The organism is Thermomonospora cellulosilytica (genome assembly GCF_014138835.1).
Taxonomy (GTDB): domain Bacteria; phylum Actinomycetota; class Actinomycetes; order Streptosporangiales; family Streptosporangiaceae; genus Thermomonospora; species Thermomonospora amylolytica.
Map to the genome: position 1 here is coordinate 2,612,145 of NZ_JACJII010000001.1, position 16,520 is coordinate 2,628,664.

Sequence of the window (16,520 nt, forward strand, 5' to 3'; positions counted from 1 at the left end):
CACGTGAGGGAGGGGGAGCCGATGGCGCGATTCGGTGATGGCCTGGCCCTCGGACCCGATCTGACCGGCGCCGCCGAATCCTCGGTGCGGCAGGCGCTGGCGCCGCTGACCGCGCCCCCCGACCTGGTCTGCGTGTTCATGGTCGCCGAGGACTCCGACGCCGCGGCGCAGGCCGCCCGGCGGGCCGCCGCGGTGGCCCGGGAGGCCGGCGCCCGGGTGGTGGTCGGCTGCAACGGCAGCGGAGTGATCGGCGGCAGCCGCGGGGTCGAGGAGACCAGCGCGGTGAGCGCCTGGGCCGGGTCGCTGCCCGAGGCCCGGCTGGAGGCGTTCCGGCTGGAGACGCTGCGCGCCGAGGACCGCCTGGTGGTGGTCGGGATGCCGGAGGGGCACGACGACGACGTGGTCGGCATGCTGCTGGCCGACCCCTACAGCTTCCCGGTGGACGCGTTCGTCGAACGGTCCGCCGAGGCGATGCCCGGCCTGCCGCTGGTCGGCGGGCTGGCCGGGGGCCTGGGCGCGGGCCGGACCCGGCTGCTGCTGAACGACGAGGTGTTCGACGACGGCGCGGTCGGCGTGGTGCTGGGCGGCCCGGTCACCGCCGCCACCGTGGTCAGCCAGGGCGCCCGTCCGATCGGCCCGGACATGGTGGTGACCAAGGCCGACGAGAACGTGCTGTACGAGCTGGCCGGGATGCCCGCGCTGGAGAAGCTGGAGCAGATCGTGCTCACGCTGCCCGAGGAGGAGCAGGAGATGGCCGCCCGCGGCCTGCTCATCGGGGTGGCGATGGACGAGTACGCCGAGGAGCACGAGCACGGCGACTTCCTGGTGCGCGGGGTGGTCGGCGCGGACACCGACACCGGCGCCATCGCGATCGGCGACGTGGTCGAGGTGGGCCGCACCGTCCGCTTCCAGGTCCGCGACGCCGGCGCCGCCGACGAGGACCTGGCCGAGCTGCTGAACCGCTTCGACCTGTCCCCGGTGGAGGGGGCGCTGCTGTTCTCCTGCAACGGGCGGGGCCGGGCGATGTTCCCCAACTCCGACCACGACGTGAAGCTGCTGCGCCGCACGTTCGGCCCGGCCGGGGTCGGCGGGTTCTTCGCCGCCGGCGAGATCGGCCCGGTCTCCGGCCGCAACCACGTGCACGGCTTCACCGCCTCCATCCTGGCGTTCGGCCCGGCGGCCCGCTCATGAACGACCCGCTCATGAGCGAACGCGCGACGTGGGAGGCCACCGCGATCGAAGGGCTGCGGGCCGCCGAGCGCGGCGCGGCGGAACGGCTCGCGCTGGCGATCGACATCGGGGGGACGAAACTGGCGGCGGCGCTCGTCGAGCCCGGCGGGCGGGTCGCCCACCACGACCGCACGCACACGCCCGTCGACCTGGACGCCGAGGGGCTGTGGCGGAGTCTGCTGGCGCTGCTGGACAAGCTGGTCGCCGACGCGGGCGACCCGCCGCTGGCCGGGATCGGGGTCGGCTGCGGCGGGCCGATGCGGTGGCCGTCCGCGGAGGTCTCCCCGCTCAACATCCCCGCCTGGCGGGACTTCCCGCTGCGCGACCGGCTCCGCGAGCGCTACCCGGGCCTGCCGGTGCGGGTGCACAACGACGCGATCTGCGTGGCGGTCGGCGAGCACTGGCGCGGCGCCGGGCGGGGCCGCGGCAACGTGCTGGGCATGGTGGTGTCCACCGGGGTCGGCGGCGGGCTGATCCTCGACGGCCGCCTGGTCGACGGGGCCAGCGGCAACGCCGGGCACATCGGGCACGTCGTCGTCGACCCCGCGGGCCCGCCGTGCAAGTGCGGCGGCCGGGGCTGCCTGGAGGCGATCGCCCGCGGTCCCGGCCTGGTCGCCTGGGCCCAGGAGCAGGGCTGGCGGCCCGGCCGCACCGACGTCACCGGCGTGGAGCTGACCGAGGACGCCCGCCGCGGCCACCCGGTCGCCTCCGCCGCCATGGACCGCGCCGGGCGCGCCCTCGGCATCGCCATCGCCTCCGCCGCCCACCTGTGCGACCTGGAGGTCGTCTCGGTCGGCGGCGGCCTGTCGCAGGCCGGCCCGCTGCTGTTCGACCCGCTGGAGGAGGCCCTGCGCGCGCACGCCCGGATGGACTTCGCCCGGCAGGTCCGCGTCGTCCCCGCCGCCCTCGGCCAGACCGCCGGGCTGGTCGGCGCCGCCGCCCTCGTCTTCGCCGCCGACCGCTACTGGAACGCCGACTGAGCGAGGACCCCCGCGCCCCCCGGAGGGGCGGGGGACTTACACTCGCGGCGTGGAACTCGTCAGCGTCGATGAGGTCCGTGCGGCGCGGGAGCTGCTGCGCGGCGTGATCGTGGCGACGCCGCTGCTGCAGTCGCGGGTGTTGTCGGAGGCGATCGGCGGTCCGGTCTACCTCAAGTGCGAGAACGTGCAGCGCACCGGGTCGTTCAAGGTGCGCGGGGCGTACGTGCGGATCGCCGGGCTCACCGAGGCGCAGCGGGCCGGGGGCGTGGTGGCGGCCAGCGCCGGCAACCACGCGCAGGGGGTGGCGCTGGCCGCCTCGCTGCTGGGCTGCAAGGCCACCGTTTTCATGCCCGAGGGCGCCCCGCTGCCCAAGGTCGAGGCGACCCGCTCGTACGGGGCCGAGGTGGTGTTCCCCGGGCCGACCGTGGACGCGTGCCTGGTCGCGGCCCGCGAGTACGCCGACGAGTGCGGGGCGGTGTTCATCCACCCGTTCGACCATCGGGACGTGGTCGCCGGGCAGGGCACCATCGCGCTGGAGATCCTGGAGGAGCTGCCCGAGGTCCGCACCATCGTGACCGCGGTGGGCGGCGGCGGGCTGATCTCCGGGGTGGCGGGGGCGGCCAAGGCGCTCAAACCGGAGATCAAGGTGGTGGGGGCGCAGGCCAAGCGGGCGGCGGCGTTCCCGCCCTCGCTGGCGGCGGGCCGGCCGATCCGGATCGAGCCGCGCCCCACCATGGCCGACGGGATCAGTGTGGGCAGTCCCGGCGAGCTGACGTACGCGCTGGTCAGCGAGCTGGTCGACGCGGTGGTCACGGTCACCGAGGAGTCGATCTCCCAGGCCCTGCTGCTGTGCCTCGAACGGGCCAAGCAGGTCGTCGAGCCCGCCGGGGCGGCCGGGGTGGCGGCCCTGCTGGAGCACGCCTACGCGTTCGAGCCGCCGGTGGTGGCGGTGCTGTCCGGCGGCAACATCGACCCGCTGCTGCTGTCGAAGGTGCTGCGGCACGGGCTGGCCGGGGCGGGCCGCTACCTGGTGGTGCGGTGCCGCCTGACCGACCGGCCGGGCGCGCTGGTCACGCTGCTGGGCGAGCTGGCCGAGCTGGGCGTGAACGTGCTGGACGTGATGCACGAACGGATGGCCGCCCGGCTGCACGTCGAGGAGGCCGAGGTCCTGCTGCACCTGGAGACCCGCGGCCCGGACCACTGCCAGGACGTGCTGGCCCGGCTCCGCCGCAAGGGCTACACCCTCAAGCTGAGCTGACCGGACGCCGAACGGGCGCGCCCGAGGCCGGACGCGCCCGTTCGGAGGCAGATCACAGCGCGGGCTTGCCGGTCGTGTGGATCCAGGCGTTGAACAGCGCGTCGAGCTGCGCCGGGTTCCCGTACCGCTTGGCGTGCCGGACGAAGTCGGCGGTGGTGACGTTGCCGTCGCGGTTCTGCGCGTACCAGGCGCGGACGAGCGCGAAGAACTTCTCGTCCCCGACCGCCTTGCGCAGCATGTGCAGGGTCATCGCCCCCCGGTCGTACACCGCGTGCGCGTAGATGTTGTCGCGTCCGGGGTCGGCCACCTTGACCTGCCACAGGCCGTCGGTGGCGGGCGTGGCGTACACCTCGTCGAACGTCTCCTGCGCGGTGGCGCCGCCGTGCTGCTCGCTGTGCAGCCACTCGGTGTAGGTGGCGAAGCCCTCGTTCAGCCAGATGTCGCGCCAGTACGCCGGGGTGACGCTGTTGCCGAACCACTGGTGCCCGATCTCGTGGGCGACCAGCGCGGAGCTGGGGTTGACCCCGGGACGGCCCTTGCGGTCGTACACCGGGCGGCCCTGGGTCTCCAGCGCGTACCCGACCCCGATGGCGTCCACGATGCCGCCGGTCGAGCCGAACGGGTACCTGCCGAACGTGTCGGCGCCCCACTCGGTGACGTCGGAGGTCAGCTTGTGGAAGCCCGCGCCCTGGCCCGCGGCGGTGTCGAGGTTCTCGTCGATCGCCGTGATGTTGGGGATCCGGCTCGGGGTGCGCCCGGAGGTGATGTTGTACCTCCCGATGGCGATCATGGCGAGCTCGCTGGCCATCGGCTGCGGCATTCGCCACCGCCAGGTGGTCCGCCCGTCCGCGGTGCGGCGTCCGGCGTAGTCGCCGTTCGACAGCGCCTGCAGGTCGCTCGGCACGGTCAGCGCGAACGTGTAGGCGGCCTTGTCGGCGGGGGTGTCGTTCACCGGCATCCAGGTCGCGGTGCCGAACGGCTGGTTGAGCGCCACCGCGCCGTCGTCGGTGGCCACCCAGCCGGACACGCCCAGCGCGTCGTCCTCGATCTTCTGCGGGACGCCGGAGTAGGCCACCGAGACCCTGAAGGTCCTGCCCTTGACCAGCCCCTTGGCGGGGGTGATCACCAGCTCCTGCGCCCCGGTCCGCCGGAACGCGGCGGGCCTGCCGTCGACGGTCACCGAGTGCACCCGCAGCGGGCCCAGGAAGTCCAGGTTGAAGCTGGACAGGTGCTGCGTGGCCGTGGCCCTGATCCGGGTGGTGGCGGCGATGCCCTTGTCGGCGGCCGAGTACCGCAGTCGCACGTCGTAGTGGGCGACGTCGTATCCGCCGTTGCCCATGTCGGGGAAGTAGGGGTCACCGGCTCCGGCGGCGCCGGGGGTGAACTTCGGGGCCGCGTTCACGGGGGCCGCGGACACGACCAGCCCCGCCGCCGCGGTCAGCGCGACCGCGGCCAGAGCGCCGGGAGTTCTGCTCATCGAATGTCGCCTCGCATGGTCGGACCTGCCTTGCCCACAAGCTCCCAGCAGCTTCCCGACCTGCACAAGCGCAATTCGATCTCGATTGCGCAAGCGCGGCTACCAGCTCTTGGGCTTGCCCTTCTGGTAGAGCCAGACGGTGAACAGCCGGTCGAGCTGCTTGCCGGACTCCCGTTCGGCCAGCGAGATCAGGTCGTTGGTCTGCGCGTTGCCGTGCCGGTACAGCTCCGCCCAGGCCCGCAGCACCCGGAAGAACGCCTGGTCGCCGATCCGCTGCCGCAGCGCGTGCACGGTCATCGCGCCCCGGATGTAGACCGAGTACCCGAACAGCTCGCGGGCGCCCGGACGGCCCGGCGGCGGCCGGAAGATCACCGAGTTGCCGGGCTGCCGGTAGTAGCGGTTGAAGATCTTCTGCGCGGTGTTCTTCCCCTTGCCGCGGTGCTCCTGCCACAGCCATTCGGCGTACGTGGCCAGGCCCTCGTTGAGCCAGATGTCCGGCCACCGCTTGAGGCTGACGCTGTTGCCGAACCACTGGTGGGCCGTCTCGTGCACGACGAAGTTCATCGCCGGGGCGAACCCGGCGTACACCGGCCGCTCCTGGGTCTCCAGCGCGTAGTGCAGCTGCGGGTCGTCGATGACCCCGCCGGCGGTGGGGAACGGGTAGTGGCCGAGCAGCCCGGCCAGCCACGTGGTCGCGGCGATGGTGTCGCGTTCGAGCTTGGCGGCGTGCCTGGCGTACCTGGGGTCGACGGCGGTGATCACCTGGACGCCGCCGGCCCGGGCCTGCCGCACCTCGAACCTCCCGACGGCGATCATCGCCAGGTAGCTGGCCATCGGCGAGGTCACCTGCCAGACGTGGGTGGCGGACCTGCCGCGCCGGGCGGGCGGCTCGACCGGCCGCCCGTTGGCGATGGCCCGCAGCCCCTCCGGGACGGTGATCCGGAACGTGTAGGTGGCCTTGTCCAGCGGATGGTCGTTGACCGGCAGCCACGACGGGGTGCCGTCCGGCTGGGACACCGTGACCACGCCGTCCCGGGTGGGGATCCAGCCGTAGGAGCCCAGCTCGCTGCTGCTGCGCGACTGCGGACGGCCCGCGTACCGGACCTCGGCGGTGAACGTCCGGCCGTCCACCAGCGGCCGGTCCGGGGTGATCACCAGCTCCTGACCCTTGCGGGCGAACGCGGCCGGCCGCCCGTTCACCAGCACCCCGGACACCTTCGGCCCCCGGTAGTCGAGCGAGAACGATCCGAGGTCCTGCGTCGCGCGGGCGGTCATCACGGAGGCCGCGGTGATGCTCCGGTCCTTCCGGTAGGCGAGCGCGACGTCGTAGTGCAGGGCGTCGTACCCGCCGTTGCCCGCCGACGGGAAGTACTCGTCGCCGAGCCCGGCCGAGCCCGCCGCGCCGGTCAGCGAGGCGAACGGCGACGGCGTCCCGGAGGGCGGGGCGGCCGGCGTCGGCGATCCGGGGGCGGAGGCGGGGGAGGCGGTCTGGGTCGCGGCGTTCCCGCCGTTCGCGGCCAGCGCGAGCGCGGTGGCGGCGGCGGTCACGACGGTGAACCGGACGGACGTCTTACCGAATGGGGCGCGAGTGTTCACGCCGATCACCCTGCCGGTGCGCGGTGATCGTCCTCCCGGTCACCCGCCGGAGCTTTCCGCAGCCCTTGCGGGGCGTTCACCCCTGCCAGACCGGACGCTGTCGGCTCTTTACCGGGCCGGGCGGCCCCGCTCGTACAGCCAGTCCTGGAAGAACCCGTCGAGCTGCCGCCCGGAGACCTGCTCGGCCACCGCGATGAACTGGGCGGTGGTGGCGTTGGAGTGCCGGTACCGCGACGTCCAGGTCTTGAGGATCTCGAAGAACGTGCCGTCCCCGACCTTGGTGCGCAGCGCGTGCAGCGTCATCGCGCCGCGGGTGTAGACGGCGCCGGAGCTGAACATCTGCTCCGCGCCCGGGTCGCCGGTCGGCACGCCCCACAGCTCGTCGTTGTCCTCCTGCCCGTAGAGCTGGTCGAACTGCTGCTGCGGCGAGACGCCGGTGACCCGCTCGGACCAGATCCACTCGGCGTAGGTGGCGAACCCCTCGTTCAGCCAGATGTCCTTCCACGAGGTCACGCTGACGCTGTCGCCGAACCACATGTGCGCGATCTCGTGCGCCACGATCCCCTCCTGGGCGCCGAACGACCCGTAGACCGGACGGGTCTGCGTCTCCAGCGCGAAGCCCACCTCCGCGTTGTCGACCAGCCCGCCGGTCGAGGAGAACGGATACGGCCCGAACAGCTCGGTGAACTCCTCGGTGATCTCGGCGTTCTTGGCGTGGAAGGCGTCCAGGTCGGTGGTGCGGACCTCGGGGTCGACGGCGGTGATGTTGGTGATGCCGCTGGGGGTCTTGCCGGTCCTGACGTTGAACCGGCCCACGGTGACGGTCGCCAGGTAGGTCGCCATCGGCTCCCTGACCCGCCAGGTCACCGGGGCGGCCCGGCGGTGCGCGACCGGCACCACGCCGCCGTTCCCGCCGCCCGGGCCGGTGCTCGGCGCGCCGGAGCCGCCGCCGATCGGGGCGCCGGACGGCTCCCCGTTGGCGATGGCGGTCAGGCCCGGCGGGACGGTCACCACGAACTCGAAGGTGGCCTTGTCGCTCGGGTGGTCGTTGGCCGGGAACCAGGTGTGCGCGCCGCTGGGCTGGCAGGCCACGAACACCCCGTCGGAGGTGCGCACCCACCCGTAGGTGCCCAGCGGGGGCTTGGCGACCGGCTTGGGCGTTCCGGCGTACCGCACCTTGACGGTGAACCTGGCGTTGGCGGCCGGCGCCCGCGACGGGGAGATGATCAGCTCGCTGCCCCGCCGTTCCCAGCGCGCGGCGGCGCCGTCCACCGTCACCTCCGAGACCGTCAGCCCGGTCAGGTCCAGGTGGAACCGGTCGAGCCGCCGGGCGGCCTTGGCGGTGATCTCGGCGACGCCGTTCAGCTCGGTGGCCTGGCCGGGCCTGATGTCCAGGGTCAGCTTGTAGTGCTGGACGTCGTAGCCCCCGTTGCCGTCGCCCGGGACGTACGGGTCTCCCGCGCTGTCCAGCCCCGCCGCCGCGCTCGAGGTGGGAGCGGGCGCGCCGGTCGCGCCGGGCCGCGGCTCGTCGTCGAGGGAGATCGTGCACGCCGTCAGCGAGGCCGCCAGGCCCAGGGCCAGGGCGCCGCGCCTGGTGGCCCGGGAGGCGTTCGAGGGGGCAATGCGGGATTTACCGGCCGTCATCACGGGGCCCAGCCTAAACCGCGGCGGCGGCTCCCCGGGGCCGCGCCGTCGCCGATCAGCGCCCCGCATAGGGGTCGACGCTTCCCGGGACCATCTTGCGGACCACCGTCCCGGCGACCTTGTCGTGCAGGCACTGCCGCCGCTCGTCCCACAGCAGCCACAGCACGTCGATGAGGCCGATGCACGCGCACAGGCCGCCGAGCACGCTGTAGAACGCCGACCGCCCGGCCGCCTGCCCCTGGGTGACCGCACCGCCGTCGGCGGCCCGGACGACCTGGATGCCGAGCGCCATCTTGCCGAGCGTCCGCCCCCACTTGTAGGTCATCAGCCAGTAGTAGAGGAACGCCAGGAACGCGCCCAGGAAGTTGGCCGCCCACTGTCCGGCCGGGACGAACACCTCCTCCCCGCGGGGGCCCTCCAGGATCCGGTCGTAGTCCAGGAACGGCCAGGTCACCAGCGTGATGACGGCGCCCACCAGGATGATGTCGACCAGCGCCGCACCCAGCCGAGCCCACCGGCTCGCCAGCCCGGCGGCCGGCCCGGGGGGAGGCCCCCAGCCGTACGAGGGCGGGGGACCTGCGTATTCGCCCTTGTACGGCGGGGGCTGCTCTCCATAGGGGGGAGGGGGTTGCTGCTCGTACGGCGGGGGCTGCGGCCGGTCCCAGGGCGGCCGGTCCTCGGGCCCGGGACTGGAGCCGGGGTCGTGCGGCGGTGGGTTCATACCGTCAGCGTCGGCATTCGCCCACCGCCGCAAACCCCGCCCGGCGCGCCGTTGAGCCGGGGTTTCGTGTCCGTTTGTCAGAGGTTTCCGCGCCGCGCCTGCTCGCGCTCGATGGCCTCGAACAGCGCCTTGAAGTTGCCCTTGCCGAAGCCCAGCGACCCGTGCCGCTCGATCAGCTCGAAGAACACGGTCGGCCGGTCCTGCACCGGCTTGGTGAAGATCTGCAGCAGGTAGCCGTCCTCGTCGCGGTCCACCAGGATGCGGCGCTTCTGCAGCTCCTCCACCGGCACGCGGACCTCGCCGATCCGGGCGCGCAGCTCGGGGTCCTCGTAGTAGGAGTCCGGGGTGTCCAGGAACTCCACCCCGGCCGCCCGCATGGCGTCCACCGACGCCAGGATGTCGTTGGTGGCCAGCGCGATGTGCTGCACGCCGGGACCGCCGTAGAACTCCAGGTACTCCTCGATCTGGGACTTGCGCTTGCCGGTGGCCGGCTCGTTCAGCGGGAACTTGACCTTGCGCGTCCCGTCGGCCACCACCTTGGACATCAGCGCCGAGTACTCGGTGGCGATGTCGTCGCCGATGAACTCGGCCATGTCGGTGAAGCCCATGACCCGGTGGTAGAAGTCCACCCACTCGTCCATGCGCTCCACGTTGCCCACGCAGTGGTCGATCGCCTGGAAGAAACGCTTGGCGGGGGGCTCCACCAGCGGCTCGGCCGGCTGGTACCCGGGCAGGTAGGGGCCGGAGTAGTTGGAGCGGTCGACCAGGGTGTGCCGGGTCTCGCCGTAGGTGGCGATGGAGGCCAGCACCACCTTGCCGTACTCGTCCTCCACGGTGTGCGGGGCCTCCAGGCCGCGGGCGCCCTGCGCCACCGCGTGCTTGTAGGCGGCCTCCACGTCGGGCACCTCGATGGACAGGTCCACCACGCCGTCGCCGTGCTCGGCGACGTGACGGCCCAGGTCGGTGCCCGCGCGGACCGGGCCGCGCAGCACGAACCGGACCCCGCCCGACTCCAGCACGTGCGCCGCCTCGTCCCGGCAGCCCGTCTCCGGCCCCCGGTACGCCACCCGGCGCATCCCGAACGCGGTCGAGTAGAAGTGCGCGGCCTGCCTGGCGTTCCCGACGGCGAAGACCACGGCGTCCATGCCCTTGACCGGAAATACGTCGCTCATGCGATCAATGTCGGCCCAGCCCTACAACCTGTGCAATAGTGACTTGAAACGCTGGACAATCTGCACAGTACTGCTGGGAGAAGCGCCGGTGATCTGTGCAGCCTGACCACCTGCGAGGGCGGCCATGACGATCGATGCGCTGGACGGGCGGCTGATCGAGCTGTTCACCGCCGAGCCCCGGATCGGGGTGCTGGAGGCGTCACGGCGGCTGGGGGTGGCCCGCGGGACCGTGCAGGCGCGGCTGGACCGGCTGGCCCGCGACGGGGTGATCCGCGGGTTCGGGCCCGAGATCGACGCGGCGGCGCTCGGCTATCCGGTGACCGCGTTCGTCACCCTGCAGATCAGGCAGCCGGGCGGGCACGACCCGGTGGCCGAGCGGCTGGCCCGCATCCCCGAGGTGATCGAGGCGCACACCATCACCGGGCCGGGCGACATGCTGTGCCGCATCGTCGCGCGCAGCAACGCGGACCTGCAGCGGGTTCTGGACGGGGTGCTGGCGGTGGCCGGCGTGGAACGGGCGTCCTCGGTGATCTCGCTGGCCACCCAGGTCCCGTACCGCACGCTGCCGCTGGTGCACGCCGCCGCGGCGGCCGGCGGGCGGCGGCCCCGGGCCGGGGGATGACGCGGACGGCCCGCCGGGGTCGGTGCCGGCGGGCCGTGGGATGCCCAGGAGTGGACGTGCTGTGCGGGAGTCCGGGGGCGTCGTCCCCCGGGGGAACGGCGCGTCAGGCCCCGGCGTACGGGGTGGCGTCCAGGATCTCCACCGTCATGCTGCGCCCGTTGGGCAGCGTGTAGGTGGCCTTCTCGCCGACCTTCTTGCCGTTGATGGCGGCGCCCAGGGGGGACTTGGGGGAGTACACGTCGATGGGGGCGCCGCTCTCCTCGCGGGAGGCCAGCAGGAAGGTGACCTCCTCGTCGTCGCCCTCGAACGCGACCGTGACCGTCATGCCGGGACCGACCACGCCCTCGGTGCGGGGCGCCTCGCCGACCTGGGAGTTCTCCAGGATGTGCTGGATCTGGAGAATCCGGCCCTCGATCTTGCCCTGCTCCTCCTTGGCGGCGTGGTAGCCGCCGTTCTCGCGCAGGTCGCCCTCCTCCCGCGCCGCCTCGATCTTCTGCGCGATCTCGATGCGGCCCGGGCCCGACAGATACTCCAGCTCGGCCTTGAGCCGGTCGTACGCCTCCTGGGTGAGCCAGTTGACGTTGTCAGCACGGGTCTCGGTCACGGATGCTCCTCTGTCCACACGTATCGTTCTTCGGCCCGCCTCCGACGGACCGACCTGGCGGGCCGGGCGAAACCTCAAGCCTATCCCGCATGTGAGAGTAAAGGTTCCCTTCGGCGTTCACCCGCAATCCGCCAGACGGTCACATCGTGCGACACTCCCGGACCCTGGCGGCGGTGGCGCGCCGGGTCGTTTCCAGCAGGTCGGTACGGGTCAGCGCGGCGCGTCCGGCCGGGACCACCACCTCACGCTGGGCGACCACCGCGAAGTCGGTGTCGACGGCGTCCACCACGCACCGCACCGCCCGGTCGGAGGGCTTGGCGACCTGCCAGCGGACCTCGACCGAGGAGTCGCCGAGCACCCGGTAGGAGATGGTCTGCTGCTCGATCCCCGGGGTGCGGCCGGCGTTGGCCATGATGACGGACCAGCCCACGGCGCAGATCGCCACGACGACGCCGATCACCGCGTACCCGAGCCGCCCGCCCCGGCGGCGGTCGGCGGTGGGCTGGCTGGCGCTGGTGCTCATGGCGGGAATCTCCGTGCGGTCGGCCGGTGTTGTCAGGGACAATTGTCGTCTGCCGCGGGGGATGCCCCGTACCCGAACCCCCCGCTGGTCAACGAACAGGGAGACTGTGCAGTGTCCGACGCACCGATCGGTGGGAGCTCCTGCGACGACGGCCCGCTTCGCCTGATGGCCGTGCACGCCCATCCCGACGACGAGTCGAGCAAGGGGGCGGCGACCATGGCGCGCTACGTCGCCGACGGCGCCGAGGTGATGGTGGTCACCTGCACCGGCGGGGAGCGCGGCGACATCCTCAACCCGGCGATGGACCGGCCGGAGATCAAGGCGGACATCGCCGCCGTCCGGCAGGAGGAGATGGCGCGGGCCCGCGACATCCTGGGCGTACGGCAGGAGTGGCTGGGCTTCGTGGACTCGGGGTTCCCCGAGGGCGACCCGCCGCCCCCGCTGCCGGAGGGGTGCTTCGCGCTGCAGCCGCTCCAGACGGCGGCCGAGCCGCTGGTGCGCATCGTGCGCGAGTTCCGCCCGCACGTGATGCTCACCTACGACGAGCGGGGCGGCTACCCGCACCCGGACCACGTGATGTGCCACCGGGTGTCGGTGGAGGCGTTCGAGGCGGCCGGCGACCCGGACCGCTACCCCGGCACCGGCGAGCCCTGGCAGCCGCTCAAGCTCTACTACCACATGACCTTCAACCAGGAGCGGCTCGAGGCGCTGCACGCCGCCATGGAGAAGGCCGGGCTGGAGTCCCCGTACGGCGACTGGCTCAAGCGGTTGGAGGACGCCCCGTCCCCGTGGACGGTGACCACCCGGGTGCCGTGCGCGGACTTCTTCGAGACCCGCGACAAGGCGCTGCTGGCGCACGCGACGCAGATCGACCCCAACGGCTTCTGGTTCAAGTGCCCGCTGGACGTGCAGCGCGAGGCATGGCCCACCGAGGACTACCATTTGGCCAGGTCCCTGGTGGACACCGAACTGCCCGAGGACGACCTGTTCGCGGGCGTCAGGGAGAAGGTATGTCTGTAGCGCTGCTGCTCGCCCAGCCGAGGAACGAGGAGTTCCAGCTCAACGACGAGACCGTGAGCCCCGGCTACCTCGGCTTCGCCGTCTTCCTGGCCCTGTGCGCGGCGGTCTACCTGCTGATCCGCTCCATGAACAAGCAGATGAACAAGATCCAGGTCCCCCGGGAGGCCGACCTGGTGCAGCAGGAGTGGGAGCGGGAGCAGGCCGCCGCGTCCGATGACGAGGACGGCGAGGCGGGCCGCGAACGCGGCACCGCGAAGGCCGAGAGCGCCGACAGGGCTCCCAAGGACTGAGCGGGAGACTTCGGCGAGGGCGGACCGGATCCGGGATCCGGTCCGCCCTCGTTCGCATTTCGGTCGATGGCGCGGTGCCGCCGCCCGTCCTCGGGAAACGCGCGGGCGCCGGTGTTTTCGGAAACCGGGCCGGCCCGTGGGCCGGTGGGGTTCGGGTGACGTGTCCGAACAAACCGCTCATGATCGGTATCTGACCGGACGTCCGACGAAGCCGACCGAGGAGATGATGGCGTGCGTGCACCGTGGCGGATCATGACCGTCGCCGCCGCTCTGGCCCTGGGGCTGACCGGCTGTGCGATCGGGGGCGGCGACTCCAAGGGATCGGACGGCGAGGCGGCCGGGGCCACGGGACCCGCCGAGGCCGTGGACACGAGCAGGTCGATCGTCAAGCAGACGTTCGACTCGCCGATGGCCCCGGGCGCCAAGGTGGAGATCGCCATCGTGGACCTGCGGGTGACGGGCAAGCTCGCCCAGCTCACGCTGGCGGTCACCCCGCAGGTGCCGGCCGGCGCCCCCGCCCCCACCCTCTACCGGCTCAACGGGAACCACTCCCTGGACGCGTCGCTGCTGGACACCGTCAACCTCAAGCGGCACCGGGTCGTCAAGGCCGGCACCGAGGAACTGGAGCCCGAGGACCTCAAGGAGCTGGGCAACAACCAGCGCAACATCCTGACCTACACCTTCGCCGCGCCGCCGGAGAGCGTGCCGGCCGTGGACGTGATGGTCGGTGAGTGGGGGCCGTTCCGCAACGTCCCGGTGAGCCGATGAGGGGCCGCGCGACGCTGCCGGCCGTCGTGGCGGCGCTCGTGCTGCTGCCCGGGGCGGCCGCGGCCGCCCCGGAGCCCACCGATCAGGAGATCGCCGCGTCCGTCACCGGCATCGAGACCGTCATCGACGACATCGACCTGAACGGGTCGATCGTCCCGCTGCAGGAGGAGGTCGGCGGCGGGGACACGGTCACCGTGCGGATCAACACCGACGTGCTGTTCGGGTTCGGGGACGCCACGCTCACCGAGGCCGCCAAGCGCACGATCGAGCGGCTGGCGCCGCGGCTGCGCGGGGCGTCCGGGGCGGTGCGGGTGGTCGGCCACACCGACGCCATCGGCTCCGACGGCGCCAACTTGGAGCTGTCGCGGCGGCGCGCCGAGGCCGTGCGGGCGGAACTGGCCCGCCTGCTCGGGGCCGGTGCGCGGATCGAGGCCGAGGGCCGCGGGGAGACCGCCCCGGTGGCGCCGAACACCACCCCGGACGGCAAGGACGACCCCGTCGGGCGGGCCAAGAACCGCCGGGTGGAGATCACCTTCGCCGGCTGAGTCCCGGCCGGGCATTGACCCGGAGCCGTGATCGACGGAACATGAGGGCCGCTCGCGTTCCTGGGAGGTCGGGATGAGGGTCCGGGGTCTGCTCACGGCGGCGGCGATGGTGCTCGGGCTGGTCTCGGCCCCGGGGACGGCGGCCTCGGCCCGGGTCCTGGAACGCGGCTGCGACCCGGTCGATCCGGCGGCGTGCATGCTGCCGTTCCCGAACGACTGGTACACCGTGCCGGACCCGGCCACCGACACCGGGCGGCGGGTGGCGTTCAAGGCGTCCGCGATGCCCAGGAACGTGCTGGGCAAGGCCGTCGACCCGACGGAGTGGAACCGCTCGGACGGGTTCTCGCCCGGCTCGCCGCTGCTCACCCGGGTGCCGGGGATCGACCTGGCCAGGACCGGGGCCGCGCCGGTCACCGACATCGGGCGTTCGCTGGCCCCGGACGCCCCCATCGTGATCATCGACACCGCCACCGGGGAGCGCTGGCCGTACTGGGCCGAGCTGGACGCGCAGGCGACCCGGGCGGACCGGCGGGCGCTGATCATCCGCCCGGCCCGCAACTTCCTGGCCGGGCACCGGTACGTGGTGGCGCTGCGCCGGCTCAAGGACTCCCAGGGGGCGACCATCCCGGCCGGTGAGGCGTTCGGCCAGGTCGTCGGCGCCGAGCTGCCCGAGGGCCACCCGCTGCGCGAGCGGCAGCGGCACGCCCGCAGGGCCCTCGGCGACCTGGCCCGGCACGGGATCGGGACCGAGGACCTGTATCTGGCGTGGGACTTCACCGTCGCCAGCCGGCGGAGCCTGACCGAGCGGATGCTGCACATCCGCGACGACTCGTTCCGGCGGCTGGGCGACGGCGCGCCGCGCTTCACCGTCACCGAGGTCACCGACAACCCGCCGGAGGACCGGACGGCCCGGGTCGTCAAGGGGCGGATCCTCGTCCCGAGCTACCTGAACCTGCCGGGCGGGATCCCCGGCTCGCAGTTCCACTACGGGAGCGACGGGCTGCCCGCGCGGCTGCCGGGCAACACGCAGATCCCCACGTTCCAGTGCACGATCCCGCGCGCCGCGTTCACCTCGCCCGCACGTCCCGCCCTGTACGGGCACGGGCTGCTGGGCAGCGAGGGGGAGGTCGGCGCGGGCAACGTGCGGGCCATGGCCGACGAGCACGGGTTCGTGTTCTGCGCGACCAAGTGGGCCGGGATGTCGCAGGACGACATCGTCAACGTGGTGACCGTGCTCGCCGACCTGAGCCGGTTCGCCACCATCGCCGACCGGCTCCAGCAGGGGATGCTCAACATGCTGTGGCTCGGCCGCGCGATGGTCCACCGGGACGGGCTGGTCTCGCACGAGGCGTTCCGCGCGCCGGACGGGCGGCCCGTCATCGACACCGCCGCCGGGCTGTCCTTCGACGGCAACAGCCAGGGCGGCATCATGGGCGGCGCGCTCACCGCCGTGTCCACCGACTTCCGGCGGGCGGTGCTGGGCGTCCCGGCGATGAACTACAGCACGCTGCTCAACCGCAGCGTCGACTTCGACCAGTACGCCGTCGTCATGAACACGGCCTACCCGGACAAGCTCGACCAGCAGTTGTGCTTCGCGCTGATCCAGATGCTGTGGGACCGCGGGGAGGCCAACGGATACGCCGAGTGGATGACCGACCGGCCGCTGCCGGGAACGCCGGGCCACCAGGTGCTCCTGCACGTGGCGTTCGGCGACCACCAGGTGTCCCCGACCGCCGCCGAGGTCGAGGCCCGCACCATCGGGGCCCGCATCCACACCCCGGCCATCGCCCCCGGACGCAACCCGGACCTCGTCCCGTACTGGGGCATCCCGCCGATCGAGGCGTACCCGTACCGGGGCTCGGCGATCGTCGTGTGGGACAGCGGCACGCCGCACCCGCCGCTGACCAACACGCCGCCGCGCGGTGACGAGTACGGGCGGGATCCGCACTCCGACCCGCGCAACGACCCCGACGCCCGCAGACAGAAGGCCGCGTTCCTCAAGACCGGCGAGGTCGTCGACGTCTGCGCCGGGGCCCCGTGCGCCGCCGACCCCACGGGGTGACGGCCCGG

16 protein-coding genes are annotated in these 16,520 nt (G+C 72.9%); 9 read left to right on the forward strand and 7 right to left on the reverse strand.

The genetic code is table 11. From position 1 onward, the window contains the following. The first annotated feature begins 21 nt into the window (after positions 1-21). Genes HNR21_RS12375 through ilvA form a run of 3 tightly spaced genes read left to right on the forward strand, consistent with a single transcriptional unit; the run spans position 22 to position 3,468 of the window. Positions 22-1,191, forward strand: coding sequence for an FIST signal transduction protein (locus HNR21_RS12375; RefSeq protein WP_182705309.1), 1,170 nt, complete (start codon positions 22-24; stop codon positions 1,189-1,191). 11 nt (positions 1,192-1,202) lie between these two features. Further along, positions 1,203-2,210 (forward strand): ROK family protein, encoded by a 1,008-nt coding sequence (locus HNR21_RS12380; protein ID WP_182705310.1) that lies wholly within the window; start codon positions 1,203-1,205, stop codon positions 2,208-2,210. 49 nt (positions 2,211-2,259) lie between these two features. Beyond that, positions 2,260-3,468: a threonine ammonia-lyase gene (gene ilvA, locus HNR21_RS12385; protein ID WP_182705311.1), complete on the forward strand. Its 1,209-nt coding sequence runs from the start codon at positions 2,260-2,262 to the stop codon at positions 3,466-3,468. A 52-nt stretch (positions 3,469-3,520) separates the two neighbouring features. Here the strand turns inward: ilvA and HNR21_RS12390 are convergent, their stop codons facing one another. From HNR21_RS12390 to hppD, 5 genes are all read right to left on the reverse strand, one after another. Continuing rightward, entirely contained in the window at positions 3,521-4,945 is a 1,425-nt protein-coding gene (locus HNR21_RS12390; RefSeq protein WP_182705312.1) for a M1 family metallopeptidase, read from the reverse strand. A 99-nt stretch (positions 4,946-5,044) separates the two neighbouring features. Continuing rightward, complete coding sequence (locus tag HNR21_RS12395) at positions 5,045-6,541, reverse strand: M1 family metallopeptidase (protein WP_312881003.1); 1,497 nt, start codon at positions 6,539-6,541, stop codon at positions 5,045-5,047. A gap of 108 nt (positions 6,542-6,649) precedes the next feature. Beyond that, complete coding sequence (locus HNR21_RS12400; protein WP_182705314.1) at positions 6,650-8,185, reverse strand: M1 family metallopeptidase; 1,536 nt, start codon at positions 8,183-8,185, stop codon at positions 6,650-6,652. A gap of 55 nt (positions 8,186-8,240) precedes the next feature. Continuing rightward, entirely contained in the window at positions 8,241-8,906 is a 666-nt protein-coding gene (locus HNR21_RS12405) for an RDD family protein (protein WP_182705315.1), read from the reverse strand. A 77-nt stretch (positions 8,907-8,983) separates the two neighbouring features. Then, entirely contained in the window at positions 8,984-10,078 is a 1,095-nt protein-coding gene (gene hppD / locus HNR21_RS12410) for a 4-hydroxyphenylpyruvate dioxygenase (protein ID WP_182705316.1), read from the reverse strand. A 124-nt stretch (positions 10,079-10,202) separates the two neighbouring features. Between hppD and HNR21_RS12415 the strand changes: the two genes are divergently transcribed. Then, entirely contained in the window at positions 10,203-10,700 is a 498-nt protein-coding gene (locus tag HNR21_RS12415; RefSeq protein ID WP_119727324.1) for an Lrp/AsnC family transcriptional regulator, read from the forward strand. 103 nt (positions 10,701-10,803) lie between these two features. On the opposite strand, the gene greA is transcribed toward HNR21_RS12415, so the two are convergent. Together greA and HNR21_RS12425 are read right to left on the reverse strand one after the other, a co-directional pair. Then, positions 10,804-11,304, reverse strand: a complete 501-nt coding sequence (gene greA / locus HNR21_RS12420) for a transcription elongation factor GreA (RefSeq protein ID WP_119727325.1) — start codon at positions 11,302-11,304, stop codon at positions 10,804-10,806. A gap of 139 nt (positions 11,305-11,443) precedes the next feature. Further along, positions 11,444-11,827 (reverse strand): DUF4307 domain-containing protein, encoded by a 384-nt coding sequence (locus HNR21_RS12425; protein WP_157995763.1) that lies wholly within the window; start codon positions 11,825-11,827, stop codon positions 11,444-11,446. 165 nt (positions 11,828-11,992) lie between these two features. On the opposite strand from HNR21_RS12425, the gene mca reads away from it, so the two are divergent. From mca to HNR21_RS12450, 5 genes are all read left to right on the forward strand, one after another. Then, positions 11,993-12,847, forward strand: a complete 855-nt coding sequence (gene mca, locus HNR21_RS12430; RefSeq protein ID WP_119727327.1) for a mycothiol conjugate amidase Mca — start codon at positions 11,993-11,995, stop codon at positions 12,845-12,847. Beyond that, positions 12,838-13,137 carry a hypothetical protein gene (locus HNR21_RS12435; RefSeq protein ID WP_182705317.1) on the forward strand — a complete coding sequence of 100 codons (300 nt, stop codon included), beginning with the start codon at positions 12,838-12,840 and terminating at the stop codon, positions 13,135-13,137. The genes mca and HNR21_RS12435 overlap by 10 nt, the downstream gene beginning before the upstream one ends. Positions 13,138-13,368: 231 nt before the next feature. Then, positions 13,369-13,905 (forward strand): hypothetical protein, encoded by a 537-nt coding sequence (locus HNR21_RS12440; RefSeq protein ID WP_182705318.1) that lies wholly within the window; start codon positions 13,369-13,371, stop codon positions 13,903-13,905. Further along, entirely contained in the window at positions 13,902-14,450 is a 549-nt protein-coding gene (locus tag HNR21_RS12445; protein ID WP_182705319.1) for an OmpA family protein, read from the forward strand. Before HNR21_RS12440 ends, HNR21_RS12445 begins: the two co-directional genes overlap by 4 nt. A gap of 73 nt (positions 14,451-14,523) precedes the next feature. After that, positions 14,524-16,512 (forward strand): hypothetical protein, encoded by a 1,989-nt coding sequence (locus HNR21_RS12450; RefSeq protein WP_182705320.1) that lies wholly within the window; start codon positions 14,524-14,526, stop codon positions 16,510-16,512. The last annotated feature ends 8 nt before the right edge of the window (positions 16,513-16,520 follow it).

Coding starts and splice junctions, on each gene's coding strand:
- HNR21_RS12415 (WP_119727324.1), top strand. CDS start 10,203: ATGACGATCGATGCGCTGGACGGGCGGCTGATCGAGCTGTTCACCGCC.
- HNR21_RS12445 (WP_182705319.1), top strand. CDS start 13,902: ATGAGGGGCCGCGCGACGCTGCCGGCCGTCGTGGCGGCGCTCGTGCTG.
- HNR21_RS12435 (WP_182705317.1), top strand. CDS start 12,838: ATGTCTGTAGCGCTGCTGCTCGCCCAGCCGAGGAACGAGGAGTTCCAG.
- HNR21_RS12425 (WP_157995763.1), bottom strand. CDS start 11,827: ATGAGCACCAGCGCCAGCCAGCCCACCGCCGACCGCCGCCGGGGCGGG.
- mca (WP_119727327.1), top strand. CDS start 11,993: ATGGCCGTGCACGCCCATCCCGACGACGAGTCGAGCAAGGGGGCGGCG.
- HNR21_RS12405 (WP_182705315.1), bottom strand. CDS start 8,906: ATGAACCCACCGCCGCACGACCCCGGCTCCAGTCCCGGGCCCGAGGAC.
- HNR21_RS12390 (WP_182705312.1), bottom strand. CDS start 4,945: ATGAGCAGAACTCCCGGCGCTCTGGCCGCGGTCGCGCTGACCGCGGCG.
- HNR21_RS12400 (WP_182705314.1), bottom strand. CDS start 8,185: ATGACGGCCGGTAAATCCCGCATTGCCCCCTCGAACGCCTCCCGGGCC.
- hppD (WP_182705316.1), bottom strand. CDS start 10,078: ATGAGCGACGTATTTCCGGTCAAGGGCATGGACGCCGTGGTCTTCGCC.
- HNR21_RS12375 (WP_182705309.1), top strand. CDS start 22: ATGGCGCGATTCGGTGATGGCCTGGCCCTCGGACCCGATCTGACCGGC.
- HNR21_RS12380 (WP_182705310.1), top strand. CDS start 1,203: ATGAGCGAACGCGCGACGTGGGAGGCCACCGCGATCGAAGGGCTGCGG.
- HNR21_RS12450 (WP_182705320.1), top strand. CDS start 14,524: ATGAGGGTCCGGGGTCTGCTCACGGCGGCGGCGATGGTGCTCGGGCTG.